Below are 16,485 nucleotides of genomic sequence, written 5' to 3' on the forward strand. Positions count from 1 at the left end.
TCTTCTCCTTTCCTAGAAGAGTTCATCCGCATTCACGACCTTGCGAGTTGTGCTGCGTGGTGGCTTCCCAGGTGGTTTCTTCTGGGAACCAACATTAGCTTTTTCTGCCGGTATGGCCGCGGTTACGGATGGTGAAGATACACCGCTGGCAGATACAGAGGAAGCCTGACTGCTTTTCCAGTCAGGCTCGTGTAAGATTGCCTTGCGGCTCTTCAGTTTTTTATAGTCCGGATGCAGGGAGTAGTCAAAGCGCTTGGCTCGCATGACTTTCTGACCTCTTATGAAAATCAGGACCTGATCCGGGGGTAAACGCAAGACCTCATCAGGGGTAAGCAATGGGCGCCGGCCAAGTGAGTTGGTCTTACGGAATCTTGGGGTATAATCGGTAATGTGCATGGTGTTGAGTTCCCGCATCGTACCTTCCACTTCGACTGATGCTGTTCCAATGCGGTCGCTGAAGTACTCAGCGGTCAGCATATCTGTGCATCCGAGAAAAACCGTGCTGTCACAGGCACCGAGGATCTCTTGCCATTGATCATCTGGGTATCGGTTGCGCATCTGGCCGACATTTTGGAAAAAGACAGCAACGGAGCAACCTCTTGAACGGATGGTAGAGCATTTTTTAGTGAAATCGGGGATAAGGCAGCAGTTGGGAAACTCATCAAGGATGAATTTTACCTTTGGGTGCAGCATCCCGCCCTCACAGTAAGCATCGGCATAGCGGATCAGACGAATGAACAGGAAGCTAAAAAACAAGGAGCTGAGGAAATCATAAGTGCTATCCTGATCGGAGACGATGCAGAAATATGCGCACTTTTGTTTACCGGGCAGCTCCAGGTCGATCTCATTGTAGGAGGTGATATTCCGCACCTGCTGGGCTTGCAGAACTGCCAGCTTGCTTCCGAGGCCGATGATAACACTCGTGCGAACGGTTTCGCTCGATTGCCTGAAGATTGCGTAGGGCGCAGATGCAGGTGATGGAGGAAGCAGCTCTCCCGTATATTGGTTCGCGTGCTCGTGGCTAATGCTGGCCATCATATCAGATAAGCCCTTTTCGGTTTGAGTATAGAGAAGGTCATACACCGTCGCGATGTTCCGCTTTTCCGGAGGCATCTCCAACGCAACATAGAGAACAAGCGCTTTTAGAAGGTTGAGTTCTGCGTTGTACCAGAACGCGTCTTTCGAATCACCGCTAGTGTTCTGGAGTACAATGTCGGCAAAGGTCTGGGCCATGAGCTCACTTGATCCGACTTCACCAAGACAGTTCCAGGAGTCGCTATGATCCATTTCAACAAGGTTGAAGACTTTGACAATATATCCGTTCTCACGGAGATACTCGCCCATGGATTCATATAGTTCGGATTTTGGATCAGTCAGGATCACGCTCTCACCACGCTTGACCGCTTGCAAAACGAGGTTTCGTGAGATGGCTCTGGATTTTCCCGTACCGGAAGATCCGCATACGGCAAGATTTGCGTTGAGACGGGTATCCTTTGGAAGCGTCAGGACTTGACCATCCGGGAGCATCCCAAGGATGTCTTGGCTGGTCCTTTTTGCACTCGTCACCTCAAAGCATGCAGATGCCTCTTTGGGTGACATGAAGCTTGCCGTTCCGTAGCTTCCAGAATTCGATACGGTCAGATTGCGATCAGAGTCTGTCACACCATTTTGGCCCCATCCAATTCGGAGTCCAAATACACAGAGTACGGCAATGCCAAGGACTACAACCCCAATGGCAATGAGTCCTTCTGGAAAGTGAAACAGCGCTCGAACCACTTCGCTGATCTGCGAGGATGGAAGCCCTGGCGAAGTACGATAGTCACTACCCGCCGCTTTCCAAGCATTGATGTTAATAATGAATTGCGCAATGATACCAGCAGCGTAAAGCACGCAAGGAATCAGGACGGCAAGGCTAAGTGCTATTTTCAGTTTTCTTTTATCCATAATCTAATCTGCTTTCTAACGGACGTACCTCAATGGCCGGCCCCACAATTCTCTGGATAACCTGCGTCTGATAGTCAAAACAGAGCATGATCGGGCTACCTCGAAAACCTTCCGGCATCGGGTGGATATCCGATAGCATGAGTAGGTCACATTGGTAGTTCAAAAGAACAGGCCTGTCGAGCGAGGTCTCGATTGCGTCATATTCGCGGGTAGGGATTCGTGGTGGGTGGAAAGGTGATAATGCCGCGCGATTGATTTCCATTGCCAGTTCATCGTGGAGGATGAGCTTCAGGAGGGTGTCACCTTCCTTATTATTGGTAAGGAACAGACATTGAGCAAAGAACGTTGAAACGACGAAGTACTTGTTCCCAAATGGCTTTGCTCCATGACAGAGGCGCTGTGCCACACTCATGGTGGATCCGATGACGATCTGGTGGATTGACGTGATACCGAACCCTCTTGCGAGCAGAAGGCTTTTCACAGCGGCAGCATAGTTCTCCTCGCTATTCTTCATCCAGTACATTCTTGTGCTACCTGTGAAGTAAAGAAAGAAGCAACACCGCCCTTTGACGATAATACCGATTGTGCGTGAGCTCTTGGATACTGACTCCGGGGAGTACTCCTCGATGGCGACACGCAACTCGTGTGCGGCGTAGTAATAGATTTTGTTGGGATCCGGCACGACCGCATTCGTTGCTCTTTTGGCAGGCGACATGAGAGATGGCTTTTGAGAGATGAGGAGCATCGCTCCGGCCGCGTTAGACATAACCGTACCAATAGCAATTGCATGAAGCCGCAGGATTTTGTCGATCCAACCAGGGTAAATGCGCTCAGAGCTATTGACTCTTGAATAGATCATGGACACCGCTTCCGGATCCCTCTGTGCAACATACTCGAAACCCTTCTGCGTCAAGCTCATTGAACGAATCACATGGCGCTTATGCTTCTTCCGATATAGCCGCACATAGCCTTCCCGAATCGCACGATACATGACCCTGCGATTCCATTCAGCGCCGCCACCGATCCGCACCGCCAGCTGCGTCGGAAACTCGATACAATATCCAACAAACCAGAGCAATTCGAGTAAGCGATCATTCTTACATGTAATCATAGACACTCCAATCAAATCAGCAGCAAGGCTGCCAACAGGCTGCCAGAGGCTGCATCATAAAGCTACTCACAAAAGAGCAAAACTGACCAAGCAAAAAACACCCAGACAGAATTTGTATTGCCTAACACTACCTATTTCTGTGCTCCCTGAGTGGGGACAGCTCGTATGCACGAAATCACTACCAATTTCTGCCCATCACTCAGAGCAGGTTTTGGTAGTTGTTTTAATGTGATTTTTAGCCCAGGATGAAAGCGTTTCAGGTCTCATCAGGTAGAACTCTGCGCTGTCCCGATCAGACATCCTCGTAGCCTGGAGGACCGTGCATAGGAGACCGCTATCATTGGTCAGTAGCATCGATTCAATGACATCTAAATACCGCTTGGTTTCAATGTTGTCATAGTCACGAATGCGCCTTTTCCCAAGAGCAGCATCATAGTTATGAACAATGCAGATGGCGCAGCTACCAAAGCGCTCCATTGGGTTCTCTTTGAGATAGTCCATAATCGCGTACCGAAGTGGCCGAGTCAAAAATGCTTGATTATCTCTCTGGTTCCTTTTCGGAAGAATCGCTGGAACAGAGATCTTGAGCCAATCATGAGTCTCCTCGACCTTAATCCCCAGCAGATCCGCCACCTCACAATAGAATGGCGCCGTATCATCACGAACTGTTCTGGCGGTCAGATTTCTCAGAGTAACCGAGGATACTTCTGCCGATCTAACCAGACTAAAGAGTTTTTGCTGGGGGTTATACTGATCCATACGCTCTAAGTCGCTAGCAACCTGAAAGAGTTCGTGGCTGATACCATCAAAATCAGAAGCCACTTGGCGCATGACTTGAATGTACTTGGGGTTATCCATATCACACCTCATAGTTTGTAGATTTGCTCTACGCCGTCAGAACCAGTCAGGACTCCATAATCGTTATCATCTCTGGGAATCAGCTCATCCAGGGACTTCATATCATCTACGACAATCAAACGAACGGACGCCTCTGGCACGAGTGTGCGAGAGGCGTTGATCGATGGGATATTGCGTTGGCTACCGGAAATCAGATCATAATCCTTATCGGCTGAAGAGAATGAGAGAATTGCCGGAGGCTCACTCGCACAAAAATCCAGCACATGATCTCTCATCTGGATGAATGCCCAGAAAGCCATGATGGCTTCCTGCGTCTTCCCGTGATCTAATGAGTATCGACTTGTTGCGAGGAATTGGCCGTCCGGCGAGAAATAGGCCAGACCCTCTTGCCGGAGACGTGCGAGGATCTGGCCATAGGAACGATTGCTCATATGATCGAAGAGCAACCGCATTTGTCGCTGTTCAACGACACCGAAGATGGTCAGCAGCCGAATCATAAAGGCAACTTCCCTCCTTCGAACGGTATTGGAAAACTTCATTATGCTCTCCTTTGTGTAGAGATAGGAAACCGCATAGTGTAAAGGAAAACCGCAATTACGCTTAGTGTAGAGCTAATGTAAACATGACCTTTGCTGTGTTTTCATTCGACAACATTATGTGTATTTTGGGCGATCTTTTCCTTGAGAATCTGGTTGAGTTCCATGCGGTCGGTTGTAATCAGCTGTTTCTCCAAGGGGGATGCCTTGAACGAAACTGTGATGTGGTTGGAGTTTGTGGAGATCAGTCCTTGGCCGCGTTCAAAACGAGTGATCGACATGATCTCTGCATCAGATAAGTGGAGAATGTGCTGGACGCGCTGCGCCTCATCATTTTCCAAGTTCAAAATGATTTTGGTCTTTGCAACATTTAAGATGCCTTTGCCGAACCGGCTTCGATCAAGGTCGCCAATATCCTGGGTGGCAGCAATGGCCGCACCGCCGTAGCCACGAATGATCTTGAAAATCTCCTGAACCCACTCGCCTGCAAGGGCCTTGGTGTTGTTTGGGTTATTGGTATCATCGTCTCCAATAAGTTCCCATGCTTCATCAATGAAGATCGCCTTTTCTTTTGTGCGGTCTTCTTTGGCTTTATCCCAGACGTAGTCGAGTGCGACAAACATGCCTACAGGCAGAAGCTCTCCCGTTAACTCGGAAATATCAAGGACTGTGTAGAGATTGTCGAGCTGGACATTTGTGTGCTGATTGAAGGTTTTGGCGGATCCATTCACGAGACGATTCAGAATATTACCCATCCGCCTCGTCTCGGGAGATTCCATTAGAATCTCATAGATGTCACCAAGGAGCGGCATCTCCCGGTAGCGATCCGGATGCTCTGGATCAATCAGCGACTCATTATTGTGCGTGATTCCTTTCTTCGCATAGGTTCGAATTAGCGCTTCGTCAAGGAGCTGCCGTTCTTCATGGCTGATATCTGGAATTAGTAGTGAGAAGAAAATGTGCAGCTGCTGAATCTTCTTTGCCAAGATCGAGTTCTCGCTAATTACGCCATCGATCAACTGATTGGCGCTGAGATCCTGCTTGCGGATCTCGCAGACATTGATACATTGCTTCGATGCCGGACTAATGGAAATGAACTCACCGCCAATGTTATTACAGGCTCTCAGAAACTCATGGCCTTTGAGAGGTGCTATGATGAAGACCTGGGTACCTTTCCGACGCATGCGGAGAGCTATCAACTGGAGCGTAAAGGTTTTGCCGGCACCGCTGGTTCCCAGAAGAACCATATTGGCGTTTTTATATACGCGGCTATTGAAGATATCAACTATGACCAAGCTGTTGTTATGCTGGTTGACTCCGAGCAGGATGCCGTTCTCATCGCTCATCTCAAACGAGGTGAAAGGATAACAACTGGCAGCCGCAGAGGTAAGCATATTTCGCTTGCTCGCCTCAAAGAGCTTTTTATTCAAGCTACAAAGCGGGAGGATCGACAGTAGCGCTTGCTCCTGACGAAATCGGCAAATCCGGATATCCATATCCTGTGAAACCATCAACCGACGCACCTCAGATATACGCCACTCCAGATTTTCGAGTGTATCTGCAGTGATTGTGACTAGTGTGTTGCAATAGTAGAAATCCTCGTAATTTGCAAGGCCTTCTTTCAGAAAGTAGCCAGAACGTATTGCACTTTCAAAATCATCAAAGTCCGAATTGGTATCCGAGGTGTCTTTCAAGCGACTGCGGTTGATTCGGATCTGTTGACCCAGCTTAGCCTGAATGCGTTCTTTTGGCTCGCGGAAAAAATAGAAATCGACATCGATCCCTTCGCCAGCATTGACGAGAATACTCGTCCACCCAGCCACAACGCGAGGATTATACCCATCTGAGGGAACAATGAGATATGCATGGTATACTCCGTCCATTACTACATATGACCCATGAGTCAAGTCAATGGAATCGGGTGCCAGTACACTTTTAAGGGAGACTGGTACTGTGATGTCGGTATCCCTCCGAGCTAGCTGGAGCTCCCCGATGCGCTGCTCAACTGTTTTTACCTCACAAGTTGATCGGTTGAAAATGGTGTAGAGGATCTCCAACAGGAAGGCGTTTTCGTCATCATGGGTAACAACAGCATTGTCGCAGTGTAGGAAATACTGCCGCGCTGTCTGAACAGACGTTTCCAGAGCCGAGACAATCTCCGAGTACTCCGGTTTGCGATTCGTGACAGCTTCATACTCAAAAATCACAAGGAATCTGCGGGTAATTGCTTCTCGCGAGCCAATTGTCTGAATAAGGCGATAGTAGTCCAGCTGCAATTCTCGGCACTTTGGATTACTCTCGGACTCCATATCCCGCTCAATGGTACTCAGGTGTTTTCCGATGTCGGCCTTCTTTGTCAACACTTTGATTTGGATTTTTATGGGGGAAATCTTCATCCAGCTCGCGAAGCTGGCAACGATATTCTTCTGCTCAGATGTACTGCGTAAAAGAAAGTTGATCGGTTCAACTTCGAGGACTCTGATGTAACGACCGTCCTCCGTTTCAATAATGCCGTTGCGGATATCCTTTACTGGAACAAAGTCTTCCGAGTAAGTCACCTGCTTTTTGTGACTTGGCACCATCTTGCGATTATTTTTGTTGAGCTGCTTTTCGGTTTTTGTAGGGCGTTTTCGTTTCTTGCGAGGCTGCTTGATCCGAATGCCTAACTCTTCGGGCGGCTTGGTAGCTTCTTGCTCCCATATCCTCTTTTTCTGCTTCCTAGCGGTTTCAGGTATAGTGACATCAGAGCGATAAAGGCTCCGCCGATGAATGAACCAGCGAACCCAATTGATCGCAAATTCCGAAAGTGAATCGCCCTCAAAACCGATGATGCCAAAAATACCAAGCGGGAGTGGGAGCAGGCAAAGAATGATAATCCGCACAGTAAGCGACATAGGCAACTTGATGATGGGAATACCCGTCAACAAAACGAGCACGCAAGCTTCAATCGCATTGCGTGCTCGAATCATTCCGCCAAATAAGCGCCCACTTGCAAGAAAGTTTGGCGGGATATAGTAAATATCCCGTTCTTCGTTCGATTTGCTCATGTTCCGCCTCTATTCTATTGTCAGTTTCCGATGATCCAAAACGGCCCACCGGATCCAGCGCGCTTACTAGCTTCGTTGAGGATAATGGACATATCCCAACTCTTCTCGGAGCGCTTATAACTGGAAGGATCTGCGACGAGTATCTTCCCATCGGATGTGCAGCCTCTCAGGACAATGAAATGGCCACTCGATGTAAAATGGCCTTTCGTCATGAGTGCAACGACTAACTTGCCCTCCGCAAGCGCATCAATGATACGCTGTGGTTCAGAAGCTGTGCAGCCATCGACACTCAGGCTCCACGCTTGCGCTGCTCCTGGTATCAAAGAGCGATAAGAACCATTGCCGCTGCACCAGTACCCGTGCTCGTATGCCCATTGTGCCATATGAGGTGGATCAATGGTTTCTGAGGTAAGACTGGATATCACTATGGCCATTGCAGTCGGGCCGCAGGCATAACCACCAATCGTATCTGTACCATAGGGCGAGTACTTCCACCGTTCATCTAACTGATTGTAATAGACAACCTGTGTTTCGCCGTCAGCAAAAACGACCCCGTCGTAGGATAGGTCCGTTGCTGAGAACTCTGTTTCACTTAGACCTTGGTAAATTCCATCGCCCAAGAGGACAGTCAAGTTTTGCGCATATTGGCTTGCAAGGAGTTTCTGATCGTCTGACAGGTGGAAGACCTGATCGGCAAAATACGCTTCTCCATTATAGGAGATGGTATAGATCCGAATGGTCTCATGAATGGTTTCGCCCGAGTCTTCGTCACCTTGCTCAGGGGGAATTTCTCGCTCTTCATCCGTGAAAGCAAAAGAGTAGAGCTTATCCTTGTTAGCGGTGAGCAAAGCCTCCATATCTTCCTTGGAAATAGATGCAATTTCTGTGTCCTTGTGTGCGCAATACTGGGAAACAAACGCATTTGCATTAAACACCACATCAGCGCCAAAGGGATTGTTGATCTCTTTTCCATCACAGCCGGACGATGCAAAATCAGAATCAATGCGTTCAAGAACATCCGTTAATCCTTCAGAGAGGATGGAACTGATGCCCTCGTTGATGGCTGTCATATTCTTGACTAACACTTCATCGTTCGAGATTCCATTCGGGGAGTCTGTTCCATCGCCCAATAATGATCCGAAGATGATAGAAGGAAGCATAGCTACAAGAATTAGAGGCAACAAAACTGCCGCGATCAACGGAATCAGCCATTTTGCAGAAGACTTCCCTGCTTCAATTGCCGCACCATGAGCACCACCTGCAGCTGCGCCCTTGGCAATATTGGAAATTGCTTTGCCAGTCTTTGCGGCACCCGCAACTGTGGATTCGGTCGATGTTTGCTGCTGGCTTTTTTCATCACTCATTAGATTTTGTCCTTTCTTTTGGGAACAGGCGGCATCTGAGAAACGATGCGTTCCTCATACCTAATCTTGTCACCTTCATCGGTATAGGGCGTTTTCTCAACTTTGGGCTGAGCATACTGCCGATACCACGAGGCACCGTCTACTGTTTGGATTGTATCATACGGGCCAGTTGGGGCCATGTATTGTTCTGTGCTGTACATAGCAAACTCCCTATCTGACTGCCTATCAGGTGAGACCTCAAGGCCCGTGATGCGTCCACCGCCGATTTCAACATTCTGAAATATGGGTGGCGCTCCAGAAATGCGTGCACTCTCAACCACAGAACCGTCATGCTCTCTAGCGCCAGATGGGATAGGTGTCCCATTTGCAGACGCAGTAGGAGAAGCTGTTCCTGCGGCTGTGCCGCCATCAAGCGTAACTACGTTTTCTGACGTAATGGGAGATGGAGGGATGAGGCCACCATCATCTGCAAGTGCGCTACCTGAGTCAACAGGCGAATAGCCCAAATAGCTTGTCAATGCCTCAGCCGCCTGATCACCGGTGATGGACCCGACTGAGGATATGCTGCCTTTTGCCACAGCTCCAACAACGCTCATTGCAAATTTTCCTCCATTTTGCAGGCTTGATTCGAACATAGCGCCACCCACAAGATTGCTGAGTCCTTTTGCATTGCCTGTAGCGCTTGCGGCTGCCGCGTTTCCAGCAGCACGTCTCGTAACGCCGACAAGGCCGTTTCCTCCACCTGTAAAAGCAGCGCCGGCGGCCTGTGTATTTGTGTGAGTGCTGTTACTTGAGGAATGATGGTTAAATACAGTTCCACCTACAGCCCCCGCAACAGCAGCAATGCCGCGTCCGGCAACCATGAGCTCAGTCAACATACTTCCACCGGTTCTGCCGACATTGATTCCCAAAGAAGCCATAAAACCATCAATTTTCTGGCTGACTTTAAGGAATCCAATGGCGCATAGAAACCAGATAAAAACATTACCAGCAACTTCTTCCTTGCTCGATGCCGCAATGGCACTTTCTACTTCACTCTCATCGATGGCAAAGGCGGTTGTCGAAAGTACGCATAAGAGCAGCAATACAAGCAGTATGATATGTGCTTTTCTCTTCATCTTTACCTCCTCAAACGGATAACGGGTTGGCAAGAAAACTGCCAACCATACTCGTGAATAAGCGCAGGCACCATGCATTCATGATTAGCAAAAAAAGCTGGCCTCCAAGCATTCTGCACCATGCACTAAAGACATTTGATGTGTTTTCTGATGCCCCTGTAGCGAATGCGACTGGAGCTGTGTAGATCAGAACGCCGACGAGAATGTATCTCTCCGCTGCCTCGAATAGAAGCTTGATATAGTTCCATGCTATGATGAGCACCAAAATGAGTACAATCAAACTTACCGAGCCGGACACAAGGCTGCCCACCAAAACTGTTACTACGCTGGCAAAACTTGCAAACTCGATTGGGGGAAGTGCTGTGTCTACCACCCAGTCGTATGGCGTTCCTACGATTCCCAAAACGAGCACCATAATCTGATCCGCAAAAAGTGCTAAAAAGATAAAGAGAATGGATTTGATGGCGAGCTTGACTGGATCCTCCGCACTAAGGCCCAGTCCAAGCCCAAAGTTTCTGAATAGCTGCCACACAAGGTTCAGTAAGATGAAGCCTACACCAATCGCTACGAATATTTCATAGAGCGTTTCAGCGGCTGGGAAATAGCGTAGAAACGTGCTCATATCACAGCCTAGCGCACCGAGTACGGACCCTGTGATCAGATCCAGCAGATTCATGACCTGTGTGGCAATCCACTCAACAATACTGTCTAAGATTCCCATGCGGCTCCTCCTGCATCTGCTTAGAAGTGGCCTAACTCATCATCGAAGCTACTTTCAGGCAGGTAGTATGCTGCGGTGAGGCACATGGCAATGCCAGCGACAATACCGGATAAGAAACAGATAATATTCTTCATGTCTTGATTCTCCTTCGTAATTAGGGAGTCCAAGTGCCACCGGAAAAGAATGGTGTCACATAGGCCATGATAAAGCCAAGGCTATTGAGAATGGCCCAAGTAATAATGATCCGCTTTAACCATGCACGGGACTCATCAACCGTTCGTCCAGATCTGGAGAAGTTCATCAGAAGAAGCGCAATAGCCGCAGTAACAACAGCTGCGATGGTGCTGATGCCGAGGATTTGAGTGTACACATCCTGCATGATTGCACTCGCCTTCGTCCAAATGGTGTCAGCAGCAAAGGCGCGTGTGGAAAACATGGTCAGCATCGTAGGCACGAGAAAGGCAGTATATAGGCCTCGGCCTGCATTTACATTTCTGAATCGCTCCTGCAGCTTCTTGATGACGGCAGGTTTGTTTAGATTCATATTGGGAAGTCCTCCTTTCAAATAGAGCCGAAAAGAAAAGCCGGGAACTCGGGCAGTACGACCGGAGTTCCTGGCTTCACATGAAAAATGCCTCCCGATGAAAGGAGGCAGTCCATCAATGAATCTTTTCGACGCTATCATCTTACCATTTAGGGGATACAGATGCAATTAAGCAGAACTTCAAGTTTCGTTCGGAAATAGTTCAATGGTGGTTCAAGGTAAAAACTGCTTGATAATCTCCATGCAATCACGTGCCGTGTAACCCCACAGAATGCGGTCAATCGCTCGAATTGCCATGTTGAGATAGCTATGATAGGTTACCATCGACATGGGGAATCCTTGCCGATCAAGTTCCGCCAAAATCACCTCACGATTCGCAGGCTTCTTTCGGGAGAAGTATGTGAGGAAGAGAACCTGATACATCAGCTCACCGTGGTCTGGATCCATGCGAACCGTATTTAGCGCGTTATCAATAATCTGGAGCATGTTCTTGCTCCGAATAACTGTCCTGGCATAACCCTCCAGTTTAGAACCGGATAAATCCACGCCAGCCAATTCGGCATTGACTTCGAGTGTGGAAAGACGGGTGCCATGCTCCATTTCCATTCGAACATTCATATCTGCTTCCGAGATTTGGATCGCATATGCTACTTTCCGATACTGCTTGAGCAGATGCCTTGTGTTATGATACTTATCCCCATCCTTGCGTTTTGCGGCTTTGTTCTCTAAATGATCAACGCCGGATTGGATGCCGGTTTCGATCTCCGTTTTCAAAGCTTCCTTTTCTATCTCAAACGCGGGAGTGCTATCTGATGTCATTGTTTCATCTCCTTTCCTGATTGGGACTCAGACGGTGGATCGCGGCTATTCTTCTCCTGATTTGTTACCTCCCAGTCTAAAGCACTGTAGAAGACTAATGGAATTTGGCGAGCAAAAAAAGAACTTCGGATCACCAGAAACACTTGAATTTTCAAGGCTTTTCGGGGCTTCCCTATAGTGTGAGCGGGCGGGACGCGAGTTTCAATGCTGATATCCATCTTGCCTTCATCGGGATCGACCAAATCAGCAGCCTTTGTAATGCCAATGATCTCACCAATGCTGCTTAGCTCGAGCTCTTCGCAGGTATCGCCAAAAATCATTTCTCGATACCGACACATTGAAATGACAGAGCCGCGTGAGCTTGAGAAACTCACACGGCTGATAATTCCGTATTCGCCAGCTTTCAACATGAAGCGGCCAACGCGGGATTTTGACCAACCCCAGCGTTTTGCAAGGTAAGTATATGAGAGCAACGGCACACCTCTCATATTGGAGTAATACACGACCGGCATATACTCCGAACCTCGCACCTTGGGATCGTTTAAGATGGTGTGCAGCCACATGTCCATAATGGCGTCCAATTCACTAAATACGATCCCATCTGTTTTGAGAGCGACTCGTAGGAGCATTCGACCAACAGGTAATGGGAAGAAAAAGAATCCAGAGCCCTTATAGCTATAATAGTTATACTGTAGGCTCGTGCAATGCTCTTTCCAATTGGTGATAGAAAAGCGAATGATCTCATTCTCTTTATCCAGCCATTCATAAGTCAGGAACCCGTATTTCTCGTAATAGTCCAATTGCTCAAGAGCTTGTCTTTTGGAATGGACACGCAGAATCCTGGGTAATGATCCAAGCTTGCAGATCCATTGGCCAGGCGCCTCCATGTATCTCGCCCCACTAATCATACGCTCATTTGAGCGGAAGTTCGCATAGCTAAAGAGTGCCATGAGACTGAAAAGATGGACGGTTCCTTCATTATGGAATTCCTTGTGGTTATTAAAGTGACGGAACCACGGTTTCCATATCCTGACTTTCGGAAAGCTCACTAATTGTTGCTTTTGTATGCAGTTCATCTCATACACCCCCTTTCCAGCAAAGTAATAGGTTTAAGATATCGATTCCAAGTCCCCTGGTCAGGGGGACACAGGCATTTCAGCCTCGGCCCATGCTTGTGGGTGCGTCGTCCCTCGGTTTGAGGCCTAGCCGGACGAGTGTACCATTGTTTTCCCGTGCAGTCGTCGCAACGAGGCTTGACCACGCCTCTTTCACTTGCTCATAGTGGCTCGGACACGGTGATGTCTTGGAATCGTATGCAATTTTCAAGGTACAGCACTGGGAAAATTGAGTGAGAAGATACAGTTGCCAAGAGATAAAACACCTCGCTTGCACTTCTCGTAATAAATGTAGAAAATAGCACCCTTTTGACCACCCACGGATTTGAAAAAACAAAAATGTCTCTGATACCGGCGTGGTATCAGAGACTAACAAAGAGAAGTGAGTGGAGATTGATTTCAGTTTAGCAGTTTCTCTTATGCCAAATGATACTTGTTAAAGCCGACCTGATTTGACGAAAAAAAGCCGGGCTGTTTTGTCGGATAGCCGGAGTGTTTTGGCTGCATGGCCGAGTTGTTTTGTCATTTTATCGGCTGTTTGATGTGGCAAGCCACATTTCGTCATTTATAAAGGAACAAAACATTAGATTTTTCGTCTATTATCGTGTAAGATATAATAGAACTTGTGTCTATAACGAAAAACGAGGTGGTGTAGTATATGAAAGCACAGTCCAAAACGATAGGAATGGCTATTGGCGTTGTTTTTATAATTGCTATATTTACTGGGGTGGTGTTGAGCAGCCGGGGTCAAGCTATTTCAAGTGAAATTTCGGGAAATTCGGAGGGAGGTGCCGCATTGTCTCTCGCAAACACGGAGGATACAGAAATTATAATAAATGAACTCGCCTCGGAAATTCCCGAAACAGGCTTCTTTGCTTTGGGCCCCGACAACTACCATGAATACACAAAAGAAGAGCTTTTTGATTACTATGGGATTGAATTTGATATTTCAAGTGTTTTCCCCGACATGATTGAGGAGAACACCGGGTCTTATGGCATCTTCAAGTTCAGCGATGGAAGCGATATGCAGGGGCATAATTTCATATGGGCCAACCCTATCGGTAATGAGAAAGTAAGTATAGAAATAATCAAAGACGGAGCACCAAAGTCGGACAATACCCAAGTAACTAACGATAGTGCGCCATTGGCCTCTACAATTTCGGGAGAAAATGTAAATATATTCCGCTTTGACAGTGACGAGCAAAGTGGATATTATGCTGAGTTCGTCCACAAAAGTCTCGGGTTTACAGTCTATGGGTACAACTTCGATAAAGATGATTTTGTCAGGATTCTATCCTACTTAATTTCTTGTTAATGTGTTGCAAACTTTGCGGAATTTGTGATATAATTACTGAACAAATTATACAAGGAGGCTCGTAAAGATGTCTACTCTTTCTCCTCCGGCATCCCAAGGCTGATTAACAGGGCGTGTACCCAGTCCCTTGTCTACGCATACCAAAACCGCAGGGCCATTGTTGATGACCGGATGGTACAGCTCGTCTTGGAAGGCGAGGTCTCTTGAATACGGAGAGGGAGGCGGATTTCCGCCTCCCTTCTCTTATGCGACAAAACAGTCCGGCGGCGACAAAACGCACCGGCCGCCGGACACCGCCGCCCGGCTACGGCCGACAAAACAGCCCGTCTGTTTTACGACAGAACGGGCCGTCTGTGACAATACTGTTACAAACCATCAATTCTTTTTTCTGTATGTATGATTTCATTTATTCAGGTAGGCTCCATTAAATCCCTCCCACGGACAAGCCAATCCTTGCGCCCGATATACCGATGTGATAAGATGTCAACAAATCGACATTTGTGAAATCCACATATTTTAAGAAGGAGCCTTCGCTTATGCGAAAGCTCCTTCTCTGCATACCTTACTTTTTCAGCTTCAAGCCGTCGTGGAACGCCTCTCCCACGCGCTCGGTGACCTTGTAATAACCGTGGGTGTAGGGGTCAAATGCGATGGCATTGACCTTAGACATATCAATTTTTCCGTCCACCATAACGCTTTCATCGGCAGTGACATTGACTACCTTACCGATGACGCCGCATCCGTATTCATTGTTCTGATACTCGATGAACTTGCACTCCAGACAAATCGGGAACTCGTTGATGACCGGCGCATCGACGGCTTCGGCTTTGCTTGCGGTCAGACCGCTGCGGGCAAATTTGTCGCCTACTTTATTGCCGGACTCCACGCCGAAATAGTCTGCTTCCACCATGTGGGCGGCATCGGCAATGCTGACGGTAAACGCGCCCCGCGCTTTGATGTTCTGCACGGTTTTATGAGTCTCGGTGAGATTCAAGGCGACGGTGTCCCGCTCCTGCATGGTGCCCCATGCGGCGTTCATGACATTCACACTGCCGTCCTCGTTGTAAGTTGCAACCATCAGAACCGGCATTGGGAAAATACCCTCGGTGATTTTCAGTTTTGTTCTCATGATAACTTCTCCTCGTGATCAGATTGACAGGACTGTTCATCCTGCTTATAATTATAACCGAGTAAAACAGAGATTCAAGTACTGTCTATTATGATAGGTACTATCTTAGGAGAAAGTGAAATGATAAAGAATTATATCGAGAACGCCAATTTTGAGGACACTGGCTTTGCCTACACGCTGTCGCTGATCTCCGGCAAGCACAAGATGGTCATTCTCTATTGTCTGATGGAGTTTGAAACCGTGCGGTTCAATGAGCTGAAACGGTATCTGAAAACCATTTCCGACAAGACTCTCAGCACGAATCTCAAGGAGCTGGAAGCAGACAAACTGATCGTCCGCACCGAGTATCCGCAGATCCCGCCGAAGGTGGAATATGCGCTTTCAGAGCGTGGGAAATCGCTGATGAAGGTGCTGGATCAGCTCTGTGTCTGGGGCGAGGAGAATCGACTGACAGAGTGACAAATTTCTATTTGGAGAATTGAAAAAAATGGAATTTACCTATTAAGACATATAAACTGTTGACAATAAAGCTCCTATATAGTATGTTTTCAATAAACTACTATATAGGAGCTTTTGTATGGAAATGAATGGAGGATTTCTTGTCACCAAAATAAAACAGCTTGGAGACCGAATTTTCGAGAAAATTCTCAGTGAAAAGAATATTGATGCATTTAATGGAGCTCAGGGGCGTATTCTTTATGTGCTGTGGCAGGAGGATGGTATCTCAATCAGGTCACTCTCGACTAAATGCGGATTAGCGATAACATCTCTTACTACGATGCTGGAAAGAATGGAAAATCAAGGGCTGATAAGCCGTGTTCAGTCTGAAACGGACAAAAGGAAAACACTCCTGTTTCTGACTGA

At 47.7% G+C, this 16,485-nt stretch carries 15 protein-coding genes; 3 read left to right on the forward strand and 12 right to left on the reverse strand.

Annotation, left to right across the window (positions count from 1 at the left end):
- Positions 1-12: 12 nt before the first annotated feature.
- From H8S55_RS06555 to H8S55_RS06605, 11 genes are all read right to left on the reverse strand, one after another.
- Entirely contained in the window at positions 13-1,944 is a 1,932-nt protein-coding gene (locus tag H8S55_RS06555) for a VirD4-like conjugal transfer protein, CD1115 family (protein WP_186878287.1), read from the reverse strand.
- Positions 1,937-3,055, reverse strand: coding sequence for a hypothetical protein (locus H8S55_RS06560; protein ID WP_186878288.1), 1,119 nt, complete (start codon positions 3,053-3,055; stop codon positions 1,937-1,939). Before H8S55_RS06560 ends, H8S55_RS06555 begins: the two co-directional genes overlap by 8 nt.
- 195 nt (positions 3,056-3,250) lie before the next feature.
- Complete coding sequence (locus H8S55_RS06565; protein ID WP_119347383.1) at positions 3,251-3,913, reverse strand: DUF6100 family protein; 663 nt, start codon at positions 3,911-3,913, stop codon at positions 3,251-3,253.
- An 8-nt stretch (positions 3,914-3,921) separates the two neighbouring features.
- Positions 3,922-4,410, reverse strand: coding sequence for a DUF5697 family protein (locus H8S55_RS06570; RefSeq protein ID WP_186878289.1), 489 nt, complete (start codon positions 4,408-4,410; stop codon positions 3,922-3,924).
- Positions 4,411-4,553: 143 nt separating this feature from the next.
- Complete coding sequence (locus H8S55_RS06575) at positions 4,554-7,496, reverse strand: VirB4 family type IV secretion system protein (RefSeq protein WP_186878290.1); 2,943 nt, start codon at positions 7,494-7,496, stop codon at positions 4,554-4,556.
- Positions 7,497-7,516: 20 nt separating this feature from the next.
- Positions 7,517-8,860 carry a C39 family peptidase gene (locus tag H8S55_RS14105; protein WP_243200484.1) on the reverse strand — a complete coding sequence of 448 codons (1,344 nt, stop codon included), beginning with the start codon at positions 8,858-8,860 and terminating at the stop codon, positions 7,517-7,519.
- A complete protein-coding gene (locus tag H8S55_RS06585; protein ID WP_186878291.1) occupies positions 8,860-9,978 on the reverse strand; it encodes a hypothetical protein in 1,119 nt (372 codons plus the stop codon). Before H8S55_RS06585 ends, H8S55_RS14105 begins: the two co-directional genes overlap by 1 nt.
- A gap of 10 nt (positions 9,979-9,988) precedes the next feature.
- A complete protein-coding gene (locus H8S55_RS06590) occupies positions 9,989-10,699 on the reverse strand; it encodes a hypothetical protein (RefSeq protein ID WP_186878292.1) in 711 nt (236 codons plus the stop codon).
- A 154-nt stretch (positions 10,700-10,853) separates the two neighbouring features.
- Positions 10,854-11,243: a fimbrial protein gene (locus H8S55_RS06595; RefSeq protein WP_118626089.1), complete on the reverse strand. Its 390-nt coding sequence runs from the start codon at positions 11,241-11,243 to the stop codon at positions 10,854-10,856.
- 213 nt (positions 11,244-11,456) lie between these two features.
- Positions 11,457-12,062, reverse strand: coding sequence for a hypothetical protein (locus tag H8S55_RS06600; protein ID WP_186878293.1), 606 nt, complete (start codon positions 12,060-12,062; stop codon positions 11,457-11,459).
- Positions 12,059-13,138 (reverse strand): hypothetical protein, encoded by a 1,080-nt coding sequence (locus H8S55_RS06605; protein ID WP_186878294.1) that lies wholly within the window; start codon positions 13,136-13,138, stop codon positions 12,059-12,061. Before H8S55_RS06605 ends, H8S55_RS06600 begins: the two co-directional genes overlap by 4 nt.
- A 697-nt stretch (positions 13,139-13,835) precedes the next feature.
- Here H8S55_RS06605 and H8S55_RS06610 point away from each other — a divergent pair.
- Positions 13,836-14,492 carry a hypothetical protein gene (locus tag H8S55_RS06610; RefSeq protein ID WP_186878295.1) on the forward strand — a complete coding sequence of 219 codons (657 nt, stop codon included), beginning with the start codon at positions 13,836-13,838 and terminating at the stop codon, positions 14,490-14,492.
- A gap of 562 nt (positions 14,493-15,054) precedes the next feature.
- On the opposite strand, the gene H8S55_RS06615 is transcribed toward H8S55_RS06610, so the two are convergent.
- Positions 15,055-15,621, reverse strand: coding sequence for a flavin reductase family protein (locus tag H8S55_RS06615; protein ID WP_119347389.1), 567 nt, complete (start codon positions 15,619-15,621; stop codon positions 15,055-15,057).
- 120 nt (positions 15,622-15,741) lie between these two features.
- Here H8S55_RS06615 and H8S55_RS06620 point away from each other — a divergent pair, with 120 nt between their 5' ends.
- Both H8S55_RS06620 and H8S55_RS06625 read left to right on the forward strand, forming a co-directional pair.
- Complete coding sequence (locus H8S55_RS06620; protein WP_119347390.1) at positions 15,742-16,080, forward strand: winged helix-turn-helix transcriptional regulator; 339 nt, start codon at positions 15,742-15,744, stop codon at positions 16,078-16,080.
- Between the two features lie 118 nt (positions 16,081-16,198).
- On the forward strand, positions 16,199-16,485 hold a 287-nt coding region (locus H8S55_RS06625), incomplete at its 3' end, for a MarR family transcriptional regulator (protein WP_177568493.1).

The sequence above is a fragment of the Flintibacter faecis genome (genome assembly GCF_014287875.1).
In the GTDB taxonomy this organism is placed as follows: domain Bacteria; phylum Bacillota; class Clostridia; order Oscillospirales; family Oscillospiraceae; genus Lawsonibacter; species Lawsonibacter faecis_A.

Coding starts and splice junctions, on each gene's coding strand:
- H8S55_RS06555 (WP_186878287.1), bottom strand. CDS start 1,944: ATGGATAAAAGAAAACTGAAAATAGCACTTAGCCTTGCCGTCCTGATT.
- H8S55_RS06560 (WP_186878288.1), bottom strand. CDS start 3,055: ATGATTACATGTAAGAATGATCGCTTACTCGAATTGCTCTGGTTTGTT.
- H8S55_RS06565 (WP_119347383.1), bottom strand. CDS start 3,913: ATGGATAACCCCAAGTACATTCAAGTCATGCGCCAAGTGGCTTCTGAT.
- H8S55_RS06570 (WP_186878289.1), bottom strand. CDS start 4,410: ATGATTCGGCTGCTGACCATCTTCGGTGTCGTTGAACAGCGACAAATG.
- H8S55_RS06575 (WP_186878290.1), bottom strand. CDS start 7,496: ATGAGCAAATCGAACGAAGAACGGGATATTTACTATATCCCGCCAAAC.
- H8S55_RS14105 (WP_243200484.1), bottom strand. CDS start 8,860: ATGAGTGATGAAAAAAGCCAGCAGCAAACATCGACCGAATCCACAGTT.
- H8S55_RS06585 (WP_186878291.1), bottom strand. CDS start 9,978: ATGAAGAGAAAAGCACATATCATACTGCTTGTATTGCTGCTCTTATGC.
- H8S55_RS06590 (WP_186878292.1), bottom strand. CDS start 10,699: ATGGGAATCTTAGACAGTATTGTTGAGTGGATTGCCACACAGGTCATG.
- H8S55_RS06595 (WP_118626089.1), bottom strand. CDS start 11,243: ATGAATCTAAACAAACCTGCCGTCATCAAGAAGCTGCAGGAGCGATTC.
- H8S55_RS06600 (WP_186878293.1), bottom strand. CDS start 12,062: ATGACATCAGATAGCACTCCCGCGTTTGAGATAGAAAAGGAAGCTTTG.
- H8S55_RS06605 (WP_186878294.1), bottom strand. CDS start 13,138: ATGAACTGCATACAAAAGCAACAATTAGTGAGCTTTCCGAAAGTCAGG.
- H8S55_RS06610 (WP_186878295.1), top strand. CDS start 13,836: ATGAAAGCACAGTCCAAAACGATAGGAATGGCTATTGGCGTTGTTTTT.
- H8S55_RS06615 (WP_119347389.1), bottom strand. CDS start 15,621: ATGAGAACAAAACTGAAAATCACCGAGGGTATTTTCCCAATGCCGGTT.
- H8S55_RS06620 (WP_119347390.1), top strand. CDS start 15,742: ATGATAAAGAATTATATCGAGAACGCCAATTTTGAGGACACTGGCTTT.